The following is a 14,912-nucleotide window of genomic DNA, read 5'->3' as shown; positions in this document are numbered from 1 at the left end:
GGTTACATCTCTTGTTTACGTACAGAGCCAGAAACACACATAGCGCTTTCTGATCCTCTTTTTTCTGAAGTCTCACTTAATGGCAAGTTATTAAGTGAAAGCTCTAGGGCATCAAGCAATACGTCAATATCTTGTGATGAATGATTTGACGTAAGCGTAATACGCAGCCTGTCTTGGTTTTTCGGTACAGTAGGCTGCCTGATAGCCGTTGCCCAGATACCGCGCTGCTTTAGCCCCTCACTTAGTGCAACTGCACGTTCTGGGCTACCAACAATAATAGGCTGAATTGCACTTTGTGATTGCCCTAACGTGATTTCAATTGGTGCTTTGTCTTTCTCGCCTGAATTAAGTGTCTGTCCAAAGCGTTTTTGAAACGAGTCTCTGAAATAGGTGATATTGGTTTGTAGCGTCTCACGGCGGGCAATATCACTGGCGATATGAGTGAGAGAGTACAGCGTCGCGACCGCTTGCGCTGGTGGCATGGCAGTGGAATATACGTAATGTTTAGAAAAATTCACCAGATAATCAATTAGGGTTTGGCTTCCCGCAATAAAGGCGCCGGCTGTGCCCACTGCTTTGCCAAATGTTCCCATAACAATAGGCGCTTGTTGCTGGCTTAAGTTTAGTGCTTCTGCTGTGCCGAAGCCGCTTTCACCCAATACCCCCATACCGTGTGCATCGTCTAACATGAACCATGCATTATATTTAGCGGCCAGTTCAGCAATACCCTCGCAAGGCGCTACGTCACCGTCCATACTAAACACGCCTTCACTGGCAATCAGAATATCTTGCAGGTTTGCATCAGAATTACCAACTTCATCGGATAACTGGCTGTGATAGACGTTTGATAGCACGCTCTCTAAATGGCTTAGATCGTTATGCTTAAAACGGCGAAGCTTAGCGCTGTCAGATACGCATTGCGCGCCCTCTAAAAACGAAGCGTGCATGAGCTTATCAGCAATAATGTGCCCTGCTCTCGCGTTTTTATTAGGGTGAGACATGTGAGGAAAAAGTGCCATGCACAGTGCCTGATTGGCGGCAAAGCCAGAGTTAAACAACAGCGTAGCTTCTCGGTTTAAACCATCGGCAATGTAGCTTTCTAGCGCCAAATGAGCCTGTGTGTGCCCAGTTACCAAAGGCGATGCACCACTGCCACCACCAAACTGCGCTAGCCCCTCAACCCAACTTTGCAATACCCCCTCATGCTGGCGCATGCCTAAGTAGTCATTGCTTGAAAAGTTAAGATAGTGCTCACCGTTTATACAAATAATGCTGTCTTTTTCGTATTGTTGGCAGTGGCGCTGGCGCAGCAAGCCTTGCTCGGCACGCGCGCTCAGCGAATCGTCTAACCAGTGAAAGGCCATTACGCCTCCGTTAAATGCTGTTTCTTTGGCGCTACCTTAGGCTTGGTTGCATCAATGAACAAGTCGTTACTGTCGTCGCCTCGCTCTTGTTGCTGGGCAATTTCTTCTTCTAACACTTGTTGATGTGCTTCGTCTGAGTAATCCCTCGTGCGTTCGGTGTTAATACCAAGCTTTTTGAACAACATTACGTCTTCATGGGTATCTGGGTTTGACGTGGTTAATAGCTTGCAGCCATAGAAAATGGAATTCGCGCCTGCCATAAAACAAAGGGCCTGCATTTGTTCATTCATAGCTTCACGGCCTGCCGACAAGCGCACATGTGACTTAGGCATCATGATGCGAGCAACGGCGATAGTGCGGATAAACTCAAAATAGTCCAAGTCTTCTACGCTATCGAGGGGCGTACCTTTTACTTTAACCAGCATGTTAATAGGCACACTTTGAGGCTGCTCAGGAAGGTTTGCTAATTGCACTAACATACTAGCGCGATCGCTCACCGTTTCTCCCATGCCAACAATTCCCCCAGAGCAAACGTTCATGCCTGCAGCACGCACGTTTTCTAACGTATTCAATCGGTCTTGGTAAGTACGGGTCGTGATAATATCGCCGTAGTATTCCGGTGAGGTATCAAGGTTGTGATTATAATAATCAAGGCCCGCTTGCTTTAACGCTACGGCTTGATCGCGGGTTAACATACCCAGCGTCATGCAGGTTTCTAACCCTAAGCTTTTCACCTCTTCAACCATTTTCAAAATGTAAGGCATGTCTCTGTCGCGCGGGTTTCGCCATGCGGCACCCATACAAAAACGGGTAGAACCCACTTGCTTTGCCTCTTTCGCACGCTGGATAACCTTTTCAATTTCTAGCAGGCGCTCTTTTTCAAGGCCCGTATCATAACGGGCACTTTGCGGGCAATACTTACAGTCTTCAGGGCACGCACCGGTTTTAATCGACAAAAGCGTGCTAACCTGCACTTCATTCGGATTAAAATGCTGTCTATGCACTACTTGGGCATTAAACAGTAAATCGTTAAATGGCATGGTAAACAAAGCTTCGACTTCGGCTTTGGTCCAATCGTTTCGAATAGTTGTCGTTTGCGCAGAAAGCGCACTAGCCAGCGTCATTGACTGTCCTTTACTAATTATTATTGCTGGCTTAGTCTATGCCCCAATATCGAGTTGTCAACTCTGACCAATTAATAACATTTACCAATGGTTAATTTGTGAACAATATAGAATTTGATAAACAACACATTTGGCACCCCTATACCTCGGCGGTTAATCCCCTTCCCTGCTATGAAGTAGTTGGTGCGAAAGGTGCTGAACTTACCTTGGCCACCGGTGAAGTGCTAGTAGACGGTATGTCTAGCTGGTGGGCAGCTATTCACGGTTATAACCACCCTGTGCTCAACGATGCTGCGCACAAGCAAATTGACGCATTTTCTCACGTTATGTTTGGCGGTATTACCCACCAGCCGGCGGTGGATTTGTGTAAATCGTTACTTAACATGGTGCCGGCAGGTTTAGAGCGTGTATTTTTGGCAGACTCTGGCTCAGTATCTGTTGAAGTAGCGATAAAAATGGCGATTCAGTATTGGGCGTGCCAAGGGCGCTCAGAGAAGTCGCGCATTGTCGCACCGCGCAATGGCTACCACGGCGACACCTTTGCCGCAATGAGCGTATGCGATCCTGTTAACGGTATGCATAGTTTATTTGAGGGTGTACTGAGCAAGCAGATTTTTGCGCCCGCCCCTCAAACTCGCTTTGGGCAAACGTTTAGTGAAGATGACATTCTTCCACTTGAAGAGATTTTTGAAAAACATCACCACACCATGGCCGCTCTTATACTAGAACCCGTTGTTCAAGGCGCAGGCGGCATGCGTATTTATCACCCCGAATACTTAAAGCGCTGCCGACAGCTTTGCGATACCTACGACGTACTTTTAATTTGCGATGAAATTGCTACTGGCTTCGGCCGCACAGGTAAGCTCTTCGCTTGCGAGCATGCGGGTATTTCACCTGACATCATGTGTTTGGGTAAAGCGATCACCGGTGGTTACATGACCCTTGCCGCAACACTGTGTACCGAAGATGTGGCTTTAGGAGTTTGCCAAGGGGACCCCGGCGTCTTTATGCACGGTCCAACATACATGGGCAACCCGTTAGCCTGCGCGGTGGCTAATGCTAGTCTATCGCTAATTAACGAAAATCATTGGCAGCAACAAGTTCCTGCCATTGAGAAACAATTACAAACCGAATTGGCAAAATGTGCAGACTTGCCTCGAGTCAATGACGTAAGAGTGTTAGGTGCGATAGGTGTGGTTGAAACAGTAAATCCCGTCAATGTAGCCGAAATTCAACGCCATTTTGTGAAACATGGCGTGTGGATAAGGCCATTTGGGAAACTGGTATACATTATGCCTCCCTACATTATATCGTCCGAACAATTAAGTAAGCTGACCCACGCCATTTACACAGCCTTGAAATAGTGCGAGAGGTTGTTACGCTTGAACCTTACTTTTCGGGAACGGTGACTTTTTGAAAAATCGACCGTTGAAAGCGGTCAGCAGGTTGAAGTAACTTTTCCAAAAAAGTGAATATTCAAGCGGGTCACCAATCGGATTATTAATACAGAGTGTTTATAGCGAGATTTGAATGATAGTACGTGTTTTAGATAAAGTTGTATTTGCAGTTTTGTTTATCATTACACTACAAGTCCCTATTTTAGCAGACCACTATCGTCAATACCTTAGCGGCTATTACGATGCACTAAGAGATGAGGTGTCTAGCTCATCAGCGCTTGCCAAGCAGCATGGCTTTTCATCAGTTGAAGCAATGCTAGAAAGCCTGCAGAAAAACGACGAGCCGGTTGTACGCGAAAACGCGTCAATGAAAGCGTCGCGTTTTGCGCAGATCACTACACTAGAACAAGGCATGAGAAAGCTAGAACACGGTCATTACTTCGAAAAGCTTGTATTTATGGCCTCGCCTTCTCAGTATGGTACGTTAAAGCGCGTGTTAGATAATTTCAGCCCTTCAGTCCCACTCACGCCTTCGTCAATTGTGTTTAGCCTTGTTACCGCTATATTGCTGAACCTGTTAATTTGGACGCCGCACTTTTGCTATTGTCAGGTTAAGAAAATCAAACATAAACCCAAGCGCTACGCTTACAAATAGCACTTGGGTTTATCTTGTTAGTACGTGGTTTATTTTTTTTAATAAGCCACTTCTACCAGTCCCACTAAACCAACACATTAGATCTAAATGAGCTGCATGCTATGATATTTCGTGGCCTGAGATTTAGGGGGTCATGCAAGCCATGCACTAAAATCGCTCGGGCTTTTTCTCTATCCGTCAGTCGGCTTCGCTATTTTTCGATTTAGCTTTCTCGCTCTCTTTTTCTCGCTTTAGTGAGCCTCAACAGTTGCGATCCGCATTTAGGCACATTTGGCGTGTTCTAAGTCATCATCGAGTAAGAGTTGGCATCTTTGCTGCAACACTTATTATGAGTGTGTGTTGAGATGTTGCTGAATTTACATTACGCCTATCAAAGTAAACACTTAATACCTTTGATAAACAGCAACTTAAACACAAAAAGCTATACAGGAGATATTTTTATGCCAACAGATGCACAATTATTAATCGGGAAAGTGTTGCAAATAAAAGACAAAATTATTGCAAAACGTCACTGTATTCCAAGCGACCTAAAAGCGGAATGGAACACGTTAAATGAGCAAACTGCGTGTTTCGAAAGCGAGGCGCTGTATAGAAGTGCTGTAAAAGGCCAGGAAATGAATAAGCACATTGATTATTCAGGTTCGGTGAAAGAACTTTCTCAGTTAGTGAAGCAGCTTAAGACACTAAATAAAAAAGTTAACGTTACACAGGTGCATCACTAATACCCTCGGTAACATGCCACGGTTACAACTATTTAATGTTTTACTGAGTGGGTATTTATTGATGCGGACTAGTGTAAGGCCTCAAGCATTCTCAGCGCCTAAGGCCTAAGCAAAAATTTGTGTTACTTTTTATTTTTAAGAAGCACCAGTGTTCTTACTTTACGCGTGCCATAACTGGCAAGCCTTAGAAAGTCTTCGCGGGCAACGGGAATATGTTGATACTCAACGGGCTGGCCTTCACTCGCATCTGGATCGTGCAAATAGTAGCAATGAGGATCGCAGCTAGTCACCGCTACCCAATGGGGTACTTTTTTCTTATCGAACGCGTATGTGCTGATTAAACATAATACTGCCCCACCAGCTTTAAGTGTTTGATCAATAACATCAGTCCGCCAGTCAGAGATTTCAACAGAAATACCTTTTCTACGTGCCTCTGCCATAAACTGCGATTCAACATTTTCGACTATCGCTTTCTTGTTAGTGTCTCTAACACCATCAACAAAAAGCGGGACATCCTGATTAATAACTACTTTTGCTGCATAACCTTCGTTTACCGCAGCAAGGGCTAACCCTACAGGGTGACAACCACCGTGGCCTGACATCATAAATATCGTGGTAGCGATACGCCACAACGATAATTCTTTTTCTTGTGTCATGTCATAGCGATTATTTAGCGCACACATTGCCATCATTAATGCCGACGGGCCGCAGGTAAAATCAGTGGTCTGTTGGTACCACGGATATACCTCTGGCTTAACCGATTTACTCGGCACCAACACTTTCTGCATACGCAATGCATCGGTGTGATCGTCGTAGTAATCGGTATACATACCGAACTGACTAAACCCTAACTTTTTATATAAAGCAATGGCGCCAGCATTACCTACTGCCACTTCCAGGCGCATAAATCGCTTTCCCCGCAACAGCGCCCGCTCCCCCAAGCTATTTATAAGCTTTTCAGCAACACCTAGCCCACGCGCTTCTGGCAATACCGCAATAGAATACAGCCGAGTGAGCTGCGTACCACGACGCAGCAGCAATAGTCCGTAGCCTATTATGCTATTTACACCTTGCTTGTTCTTGTCGTGCTTCGAATGGGCACTCACAGGCTCACGCTCGGCTACAATAAGCTCTGCGTGCTGGGCATCAATATAAAATTTGAAACGGCTTTTACTGAGCCTGTCGGTTGTGAAACAGGTTTGCTCAATATGCTGAAGCGAGGCAAGGTCGTGTAACGTTGCCACACGCAGCACTACTTTCGACTGCGTTGAAGACCCACTTACATCTTTTGTCGGTTCAGTCATCAACGCATTCTCTGTAACATCAGGTGCGCTATTTACACTTTTCAATGGACTTTCACTATTTACTTCAGTTACTCGCTCAGCCGATGTGATCATCGCCCTCTTTGCTCCAACCTGTCAGCAAACTCCTGCATAATTAATTCGTACAGCTCTTTGCCTAAATATTTATCTTCAACGCCCGAGTCGATACTTGGGTTGTCGTTCACTTCAATAACATAAACCGCATTGCCGGTTTGCTTTATATCTACGCCATACAAGCCGTCGCCCACTGCTTTAGCGGCCTTAATTGCAGCTTGTAATACCGGCTTAGGTACTTCAAACGTTGGCATTGTGGCAAATCCACCCGAAGAGAACCGGTCTCCCTGATGGTTGTAAATTTGCCAATGGTTGCGCACCATAAAGTATTGGCAAGCGTAAATAGGTTTGCCACCTAGTACACCAATTCGCCAGTCGAATTCAGTGAATATATATTCCTGAACCAAAACAAGTGCCGATTCAGCCAGCATTTGTTCTAAGCGCGTTTTTAAGGCTTCTTTATTTTCAGCCTTGTGTACACCGCGAGAAAACGAGCTTTCTGGCAGTTTTAACACCAGCGGCAAACCAAAGTCAGCAATGAGCTTTTCGCATACTTCATCGGTTGCGCTCGATACAAAGGTCGCTTTTGGCGCTGGCACTTTCTGATAAGCAAACGCGTCCTGCAGGTACACTTTGTTACAGCAGCGCAGAATTGATTGTGTATCGTCCATAACCACGATCCCTTCTCGCTCTGCGGCACGGGCTAAGCGGTAAGTATGATGGTCAATCGCTGTCGTTTCACGAATGAACAATGCATCATAATGCCCCAATTCTTCTAGCGACAAGCGACTCACCACATCTGCGCGAAAGCCTACCTTTTCAGCGGCTTTCACAAAGTTTTTAATGGCGCGTTCATCACTAGGCGGCGTGCTCTCTTCTGGGTTAACCAAAATGGCCATATCCCAACGAGTACGTTTGCTCGTTTTACCAGCTTTCCACTGAATTTTGGTGTGTGCTTCTAGGTGCTCAATGAAACGCGCTTGTTGCTTGGCATTTAAGTCTTTAAACGCTTTTGCCTGTACGCTTGCAAAGCCTTCAATCTGCACTTTACCCGTGGCTTTAGGCGACACTTTTGTATCGGTAACCGTTGGGCTTAACACCAAAACTGGGTATGGGTATTTTTCAAACGCCTGGCGGGCCAAACGCTTAAAGCGCTGATCTTTCACTTCGCCGAAAAGTACTAATAAAGGTTCATCAGTAATTTCCGTATTATCTTGAGATACCGACAAAGAGAAGACGATACGATCAATACTTTTCTCTTCAGCCATACGCAAATCGTTAATGGTATTTACCGAAGGCAATACAGAGTGATTACGTGCTTGAGCCAAGAGTGAACAATAGTACCCTTCGCTTAAATACCGGGTGGTATCGCATATATTTATCACCCGTGTTTTGGGTTCATTCAACTTTGGAAACTCAGCCAAATAGTCTTGAAAAGTTAACACGGTTAAAGCTGTGTTACGAAAAGACGTAACATCATCTGTAACAATCAGTGTATTGTGCATGTAATTCGCTTCTAAAAAATGTGTAGTCGGTTACAATTACCCGAGAGTGTATAAAACGTGAACGCGGGCAAATTTTGAGAAGAGTTTACGCTTAATGTGCGATTTGCAAAGTGATATCAGCACGGCTTTTTTTCATCGTTATGACAACAAAAACTGATGTGTTTGCACAAATAAATAACCGATGCCCCGTGTTTAAAATTGTAAGTATCGTGAACGAGTGTAACGAATATCTCGTGTATACAACGTCCTAAGGAGAAACTATGTTATTAGCCACGTTGGCTATTCTTATCGGCTTACCTGTTCTGCTATGGAGTGCGGAAAAATTTGTTGGAGGTTCTGCATCTGTAGCCAACCACTTTGGCGTTTCTCCTCTCCTAATTGGTATGCTGATTATTGGCTTTGGTACCTCAGCCCCTGAAATTATCGTATCAATATTTGCTGCAATGCAGGGCAATTCAGGTATTGCTTTGGGCAATGCTTACGGTTCAAATATCGCCAACATTATGCTCATTCTAGGACTGACAGCTGTTATAAGCCCCATTGCTGTTAAATCTGAAATTATCAAAAAAGAGCTGCCTGTTCTTCTCGGCATTACTTTTTTTGCAGGTTGGCAAGTATTAGATCAACGCGTCTCTAAAGATGATGCTTTTTCATTATTAGGACTGTTTGTACTGCTTATTTCTTGGAGCATTTACACTGGTATGAAAGGTGATAAAGACGCCCTCGCCGACGAATACAGTGACGAAATCAATGCCGCTGAGGGCACAGTGAAAACTCATGTAGTCTGGTTAATAGCAGGGCTTCTTCTTCTTGTTGCTAGCTCACGAATGCTTGTTTGGGGCGCGGTAGAGGTGGCGTCCTATTTTGGCGTCAGTGATACCATTATAGGATTAACCGTCATTGCAATCGGCACTTCCCTACCAGAACTTGCCTCATCGTTGGTCGCCGTGAAAAAGGGAGAACACGACTTAGCAATAGGTAACGTTATTGGCTCAAATATGTTTAATACACTAGCGGTTGTAGGTATTGCGGGCACAATTCAACCCATGTCGGTTGCCGCAGACTTTTTGTACCGTGACGTGGTAGTTATGCTTGCTTCAACAGTCGCTTTGTTTATTTTCTGTATAGGCATAAAACGCCAGGGTCGATTAAACCGTTTGGAAGGCGGTGCCTTTTTACTTGCATACGCGATATATACATACTGGCTGATTCAAGCTGCGTTTATATAAAAGTGCTTAACTAGCGGTGTCAATATGGCGTATTTTCTCCTACAGACACCGCCCCATGACAAACCAGCACTGTATCAAAATGCCAGCGGGCATAGACAATCAAAACCCCAGCGTTGTCGCTAGCGTTATTAGGCTAATAATGACGATAGCAAGCAGCACAAAGAGGTTAACGCCGAAATTATCAGATTGTCTTCGATTTCGTCTAGCTCTCATAACAATACTTATCAAACTTAGCACTAAGCATATTTGCAGCATTATTGTCATAGCCGACAAATGCGTTTGTGACCAACTGGTATCACCTTCTATACCCCAATACGATTGAACACCGCTAACAAAATCTGGCCGGGCATAGTGGAACAGCAGTAAAGCAACGACTAACCCCACCCATCCCAAGATGTTTAGCGCCAACATCACCCTGAAAAAGGGGGTTTTATCTCTAGGCGTAGAACGCCTTTCTGCGAGTTTTTCGTAGGTTATTACACTGTCTCGCGAATTTGATTGCGCATTTTTTTCAGCTTCAGGGGCGTTCATTGGTACTTAACCCAGTAAATCGACATTTTTATTTCCTATTTGTCACTCAGTTCTCTGGCATCCCACATTATGTTGGGTATACTACCGTGCTATTGGACACAATGGCATTGCCCAGTATTTATCACAATAACACGTAAAGTTAAGCAAAAACGCTATATCGTTTTCGTTAGTATTCTTGTTATCGGCATGACAGTCCAAAAACATTGACCATAAACAAATTTAACGTGCACTTTTTATTGATAATGCAATGCACTGTGCTGTTGACAGCGAACCGAAAGTCGGCAGCAACATAACACTAGTAAGACGGAGAAATTAACATGACGCATGCGCCCGTAGTTGACGTACTTAAAGGGAAGTACGCCGTTGGCGAATCGGTAACCGTAAAGGGTTGGGTGAGAACACGCCGCGACTCTAAAGCGGGATTATCATTTATTGCACTACACGACGGTAGTTGCTTCGATCCTGTACAAGTTATTGCGCTCAATTCTCTGTCAAATTATGCCGATATCCAACGCTTGACAGCGGGCTGCTCACTGTCGGTTACCGGTACAGTGAAAGAGTCTCAAGGCCAAGGCCAAGCTGTTGAAATTGACGCGACTGACGTTGAAGTTTTAGGTTGGGTAGAAAACCCTGATACCTACCCAATGGCCGCTAAGCGCCACAGCATTGAGTACCTTCGCGAATATGCGCACCTTCGCCCACGCACGAACGTTATCGGCGCGGTAACCCGCGTACGCAACTGTTTGTCGCAGGCTATTCACCGTTTCTTCCACGAAAAAGGATACTTCTGGATCTCTACACCTATTCTAACGGCTAGCGATACAGAAGGTGCAGGTGAAATGTTCCGCGTATCAACGCTTGATATGATGAACCTTCCACGCGACGACAAAGGTAATGTTGACTACTCAGAAGATTTCTTCGGCAAAGAAACCTACCTTACGGTATCGGGTCAGCTTAACGTTGAAACTTACTGTACAGCTATGTCTAAGGTGTACACCTTCGGGCCTACATTCCGGGCAGAGAACTCAAACACGTCTCGCCACCTTGCCGAATTTTGGATGATTGAGCCTGAAGTGGCGTTTGCTGAATTGAAAGATGTAGCACAGCTTGCTGAAGACATGCTGAAATATGTATGTAAAGCCGTGCTTGAAGAACTGCCTGACGACATGGCGTTCTTTGCTCAGCGTATTAAGAAAGACGCCATTGAGCGTTTAGAAAAGTTAGTAAGCTCTGACTTTGTTCGCATGGACTACACAGACGCTATCGAAATTCTGCAAAACTGCGGCAAAGAATTCGAATTCCCTGTTGAATGGGGTATCGATTTATCTTCTGAGCATGAGCGCTATCTTGCAGAAGAGCACGTTGGTGCGCCAATTATCATGCAGAACTACCCGAAAGATATTAAAGCGTTCTACATGCGCATTAACGATGACGGTAAGACCGTTGCGGCAATGGATGTACTTGCACCTGGCATTGGTGAAATCATCGGTGGTTCACAGCGTGAAGAGCGCCTGGACGTTTTCGATGCTCGCCTTGACGAAATGGGTCTATCGAAAGAAGACTACGCATGGTACCGCGACCTTCGCCGCTACGGCACCGTACCTCACTCAGGTTTCGGTCTTGGTTTCGAGCGTCTTGTAGCATACGTAACCGGCATGCAAAACGTACGTGACGTGATCCCATTCCCACGTACACCAGGCAACGCTAGCTTCTAAGCGGTTGCTGTATCAATAAATAAAAAGCTCGCCACAGTTTGCTGTCGCGAGCTTTTTTGCATTTCTATTTTTTAAAACAACATTTTTTTGAAGCGTAAATATTACCTGTAAAATACCGCAATCGTTTTGAAAAAGCGTATTGTGAAAAGAAAACAGCGCTTATAAGCCACAGCAAAAATGTCAGCTTTTTTTACAGTAGTCTGTAAGAAATAACAGTTGACCAAGCTCAACACCCATCGTGCAAGCTTTTAATTTCTAAGGCATATTTTTTGCTTTCAGCTCACCGCTTGTATTTTGCTTAATATGATAAAAATAAAAAAGGAATATTTCATGAAGTTTAAGACTTTAAATACTATAAAAGCATGGGTACTTTTTGCTACTACCTTTGTGTTCACCACCGCTCATGCCGGGCTCATTTCAGAAACATGGACATTCGAAGTTACTAATGTAAGAGGTGACTATCTGACTAAGAAAGTCGGGGAAACGCTTTCACTGACGTTTGATTTCGACGATGCTTCGGAGATCGCAGATTTTGAATCGGGAAACAAGATTAAGAAGTTTTGCTCTGGCTCCGCTAGAGGTGGGGATGGTTGCACCGATACTTCGAACGATGTATTGATGATAGATAATGTCGCTCTAGACTCTTTTTGGCGCTTATTTGATCAAGCCCAGATGGAAGGTGACGGGTTTAACTTTTATGATAAACAATCTTACGCACAGTACCGTCGACAATCAGAAGCACACACAGCAGGTGAAGAAATTATAAAGATTGATACCGACAAGGTCTCATTTACAGGGATTCACCTTGTTACCCTTCCTAGTTCCAGCTTCTTTAGCGATATCAGCTTTTATTACAGAGATGGGGTAAACCAACGCTACCAAAGCGCTTATGATGTTTCATTTATAAGTAGGATAGCCACTCCAATTAAAAGTATTGAAACTGTTCCAGAACCTTCAACTTTCGCTATACTTAGTTTGGCACTGCTTGCCTTTACAGTTAGAAGGCTAAAACGAGAATAACTCGCTCTACTCTTGCAAGCTTAGGTGCGCAAACTACAAGCCATGACAAATTACCTTAGCGTGGTTTTATTAATCACGCTGCCTAAACCTTCTTTTACCAAAGTGAGGTCGGCCAAACAAAGTGCGTCAAGTCGGTCAGGGCTCTGTGCGATAATGAAAGTGATGACGTAATATAAAAAGCCTTCTTACGACTAGAATCGCAAAATTTCGGTGACTCAAAACTATTGCAACATGGCCGTAGCTTTTGCTTTATTTTGTTTTTCCCATTGCTTCGGCGATAAGCCATACATTCGCTTAAAATCTCGACTAAATTGCGACGAGCTCATATAGCCAACATCCATTGCTGCAACACTTACGTTTGTGCCCTCAGCTATTCGTTTGGCTGCGTTATTCAACCGCATCGATTTAACAAACTGAATAGGCGACATAGTAGTGGCTTGTTTAAATTTACGATGAAATACGGCCTTACTCATACCTATCTTACTGGCCATATCATCAATAGTGACGTTTTCATTTACATGGGAGGCCAGGTACTCAATAGCCCGTCCTATGGCATTGCCTACGCCAAAACTACCTCTTACTGTGCTACCCGCTTCTCCTTTTAATACCGAGTAATACAACTCGCGCAAACGCGTACTGGCTAACATAGCAATATCGGTAGCATTATCAGTGAGAAGAAGTAAGCGATATAGGGCATCGGTAAAATCAGCATCCCAGCGGGCTGAAGCAATGCCCGAGGGTGCAGACGAAGCTGACGATTGACTGAAATTACCGCCTACACTTTCAAACTCAATAGCTAAATCGGTCATCAATCTGCTATTTAAAGAAATATAAACCCCCAGCAGTGGGCTCTCCTCAGAAGCATCGGGAATGCCCGCCTCTACAGGCATAGACATGGTGCAGCAAGTATATTTGCTGGAGTTAAAGGTATGCTTATCTCCATTCAAAATGGCTTCTTTACCACCGTGAACAATAGCAGTTAGTGACGGTTCGTATACTACAGGAGCACATTCGATGGGCTGTGTTATTTTAAAAAGTTGAACACCGTCGATCCCGGTATCGTATAAGCCGCTGCTTTCCACTTTCTCTTCAATTAACTGCTTTATTAGTGCTTTGCTCATAGCGTTTTAAACCACTACCTCATCTTTTATTTACGCCGTGCTCTTTGATTTTTTGCGTTATGTAATCTAGCAGCAAACTTCACCCTAAACAACAAGGCGATACGATTAGGCAAGTTTTTAAGAGTTTTTCGCCTACTTTACCCAACCATTAGTCATTATATTACAAGTATACAAATTTAGTAGCAAAAGGTGTGAAGCTGATGACAAAGAGTAATCTATTTGGAAAAGGCGGTTGGACGCCATCTCGTATTGAAAGCGCAAACGGTAAGACGTTTTTAATAACAGGCGCAAATACGGGCGCTGGGTTTGAGGCTACACGTATTCTACTTTCCAAAGGTGCGAAAGTCGTTATGTTGAACCGAAGCCCGAGCAAATCCCATGACGCTATTGCTACGTTGAAGCAAGAGTTTGGTAACGAGGCCAATGTCAGCTATATACGCCTTGACCTAAGCAGCCTTAGCGCTGTGAGACAGTCAGCAAAAGAAATCTTATCTCAAGTTCCTACTATCGACGCGCTAATTTGTAATGCTGCTATTGCACAAATATCAACGCAACAATTAACCGAGGATGGTTTTGAAAGCCAATTAGGCGTAAACCATTACGGTCACTTTTTACTGTGTGGTTTGTTATTCGATCGTATCAATGAGTCGAAAGGACGCATTGTAGTCGTTGCCAGTGAAGGGCATAAAATGGGCCTAAGAACCATGCAGTTTAATGACATGAACTGGGACAAAAATTACAACCCCAATAAGGTATACAGCCAAAGTAAACTGGCGCAAATGATGTTTGCGTACGAACTACAAGACAAAGTAAAAGCACATAACAAACACGTGCAGGTGTTTGTGTGTCACCCCGGAGCGTCGAACACCACCCTTATACGAGAAAGTGCTAACTGGGTAACCCGTATTTCTTGGTCCTTTATGGTGAAAATAGGGCTGGCGCAGTCTGCCGAGAAAGGCGCCTATCCTGAAGTGATGTGTGCCACCGAAAATAACCTTAAACAGCGTGCCTATTATGGACCGACAGGGTTAATGAATTTTGGCGGCCCTGTTGGAGAGGGTAAATTGGAGGAGTTTGCTGTAGACAAAGAAGTGCTAACAAAACTTTGGGCCGTATCAGAAGAAGCGACAGACTTTACCTGGTCGTTTTAATT

General features: G+C 44.5%; 13 protein-coding genes. 7 read left to right on the top strand and 6 right to left on the bottom strand.

Annotated features, from left to right (window positions below):
- Positions 1-2: 2 nt before the first annotated feature.
- A complete protein-coding gene (locus BK026_RS01695; protein WP_071814257.1) occupies positions 3-1,364 on the bottom strand; it encodes an 8-amino-7-oxononanoate synthase in 1,362 nt (453 codons plus the stop codon).
- Positions 1,364-2,488 carry a biotin synthase BioB gene (bioB, locus tag BK026_RS01690; protein WP_071814256.1) on the bottom strand — a complete coding sequence of 375 codons (1,125 nt, stop codon included), beginning with the start codon at positions 2,486-2,488 and terminating at the stop codon, positions 1,364-1,366. Before bioB ends, BK026_RS01695 begins: the two co-directional genes overlap by 1 nt.
- 98 nt (positions 2,489-2,586) lie before the next feature.
- Here bioB and bioA point away from each other — a divergent pair, with 98 nt between their 5' ends.
- From bioA to BK026_RS01675, 3 genes are all read left to right on the top strand, one after another.
- On the top strand, positions 2,587-3,852 hold the full coding sequence (gene bioA / locus BK026_RS01685; protein ID WP_071814255.1) for an adenosylmethionine--8-amino-7-oxononanoate transaminase: 1,266 nt from the start codon (positions 2,587-2,589) through the stop codon (positions 3,850-3,852).
- Positions 3,853-4,018: 166 nt separating this feature from the next.
- On the top strand, positions 4,019-4,540 hold the full coding sequence (locus BK026_RS01680; protein ID WP_071814254.1) for a DUF2937 family protein: 522 nt from the start codon (positions 4,019-4,021) through the stop codon (positions 4,538-4,540).
- Between the two features lie 440 nt (positions 4,541-4,980).
- Positions 4,981-5,262 (top strand): hypothetical protein, encoded by a 282-nt coding sequence (locus BK026_RS01675; RefSeq protein ID WP_170870494.1) that lies wholly within the window; start codon positions 4,981-4,983, stop codon positions 5,260-5,262.
- 122 nt (positions 5,263-5,384) lie between these two features.
- On the opposite strand, the gene BK026_RS01670 is transcribed toward BK026_RS01675, so the two are convergent.
- Together BK026_RS01670 and BK026_RS01665 are read right to left on the bottom strand one after the other, a co-directional pair.
- Entirely contained in the window at positions 5,385-6,659 is a 1,275-nt protein-coding gene (locus BK026_RS01670; RefSeq protein ID WP_071814252.1) for a GNAT family N-acetyltransferase/peptidase C39 family protein, read from the bottom strand.
- Complete coding sequence (locus tag BK026_RS01665) at positions 6,656-8,143, bottom strand: RimK family protein (protein ID WP_071814251.1); 1,488 nt, start codon at positions 8,141-8,143, stop codon at positions 6,656-6,658. Before BK026_RS01665 ends, BK026_RS01670 begins: the two co-directional genes overlap by 4 nt.
- Positions 8,144-8,403: 260 nt before the next feature.
- On the opposite strand from BK026_RS01665, the gene BK026_RS01660 reads away from it, so the two are divergent.
- On the top strand, positions 8,404-9,372 hold the full coding sequence (locus tag BK026_RS01660; protein WP_071814250.1) for a calcium/sodium antiporter: 969 nt from the start codon (positions 8,404-8,406) through the stop codon (positions 9,370-9,372).
- Positions 9,373-9,471: 99 nt separating this feature from the next.
- On the opposite strand, the gene BK026_RS01655 is transcribed toward BK026_RS01660, so the two are convergent.
- Positions 9,472-9,903, bottom strand: coding sequence for a hypothetical protein (locus tag BK026_RS01655; RefSeq protein WP_071814249.1), 432 nt, complete (start codon positions 9,901-9,903; stop codon positions 9,472-9,474).
- Positions 9,904-10,220: 317 nt separating this feature from the next.
- On the opposite strand from BK026_RS01655, the gene asnS reads away from it, so the two are divergent.
- Positions 10,221-11,618 (top strand): asparagine--tRNA ligase, encoded by a 1,398-nt coding sequence (gene asnS, locus BK026_RS01650; RefSeq protein ID WP_014948897.1) that lies wholly within the window; start codon positions 10,221-10,223, stop codon positions 11,616-11,618.
- Between the two features lie 330 nt (positions 11,619-11,948).
- The gene (locus BK026_RS01645; protein WP_071814248.1) at positions 11,949-12,638 is read left to right on the top strand and encodes a PEP-CTERM sorting domain-containing protein; all 690 of its coding nucleotides are present in this window, start codon (positions 11,949-11,951) and stop codon (positions 12,636-12,638) included.
- Positions 12,639-12,859: 221 nt separating this feature from the next.
- On the opposite strand, the gene BK026_RS01640 is transcribed toward BK026_RS01645, so the two are convergent.
- Positions 12,860-13,759, bottom strand: coding sequence for an AraC family transcriptional regulator (locus BK026_RS01640; RefSeq protein ID WP_071814247.1), 900 nt, complete (start codon positions 13,757-13,759; stop codon positions 12,860-12,862).
- A gap of 200 nt (positions 13,760-13,959) precedes the next feature.
- On the opposite strand from BK026_RS01640, the gene BK026_RS01635 reads away from it, so the two are divergent.
- Positions 13,960-14,910 carry an SDR family oxidoreductase gene (locus tag BK026_RS01635; RefSeq protein ID WP_071814246.1) on the top strand — a complete coding sequence of 317 codons (951 nt, stop codon included), beginning with the start codon at positions 13,960-13,962 and terminating at the stop codon, positions 14,908-14,910.
- The last annotated feature ends 2 nt before the right edge of the window (positions 14,911-14,912 follow it).

It is taken from the genome of Alteromonas sp. V450 (assembly GCF_001885075.1).
In the GTDB taxonomy this organism is placed as follows: Bacteria; Pseudomonadota; Gammaproteobacteria; order Enterobacterales; family Alteromonadaceae; genus Alteromonas.
Note: the sequence above shows the minus strand (reverse complement) of the source record. Positions and strands in the feature narration are given on the sequence as shown.

Coding starts and splice junctions, on each gene's coding strand:
- BK026_RS01660 (WP_071814250.1), top strand. CDS start 8,404: ATGTTATTAGCCACGTTGGCTATTCTTATCGGCTTACCTGTTCTGCTA.
- BK026_RS01665 (WP_071814251.1), bottom strand. CDS start 8,143: ATGCACAATACACTGATTGTTACAGATGATGTTACGTCTTTTCGTAAC.
- bioB (WP_071814256.1), bottom strand. CDS start 2,488: ATGACGCTGGCTAGTGCGCTTTCTGCGCAAACGACAACTATTCGAAAC.
- asnS (WP_014948897.1), top strand. CDS start 10,221: ATGACGCATGCGCCCGTAGTTGACGTACTTAAAGGGAAGTACGCCGTT.
- BK026_RS01695 (WP_071814257.1), bottom strand. CDS start 1,364: ATGGCCTTTCACTGGTTAGACGATTCGCTGAGCGCGCGTGCCGAGCAA.
- BK026_RS01670 (WP_071814252.1), bottom strand. CDS start 6,659: ATGATCACATCGGCTGAGCGAGTAACTGAAGTAAATAGTGAAAGTCCA.
- BK026_RS01635 (WP_071814246.1), top strand. CDS start 13,960: ATGACAAAGAGTAATCTATTTGGAAAAGGCGGTTGGACGCCATCTCGT.
- BK026_RS01640 (WP_071814247.1), bottom strand. CDS start 13,759: ATGAGCAAAGCACTAATAAAGCAGTTAATTGAAGAGAAAGTGGAAAGC.
- BK026_RS01680 (WP_071814254.1), top strand. CDS start 4,019: ATGATAGTACGTGTTTTAGATAAAGTTGTATTTGCAGTTTTGTTTATC.
- BK026_RS01655 (WP_071814249.1), bottom strand. CDS start 9,903: ATGAACGCCCCTGAAGCTGAAAAAAATGCGCAATCAAATTCGCGAGAC.
- BK026_RS01645 (WP_071814248.1), top strand. CDS start 11,949: ATGAAGTTTAAGACTTTAAATACTATAAAAGCATGGGTACTTTTTGCT.
- BK026_RS01675 (WP_170870494.1), top strand. CDS start 4,981: ATGCCAACAGATGCACAATTATTAATCGGGAAAGTGTTGCAAATAAAA.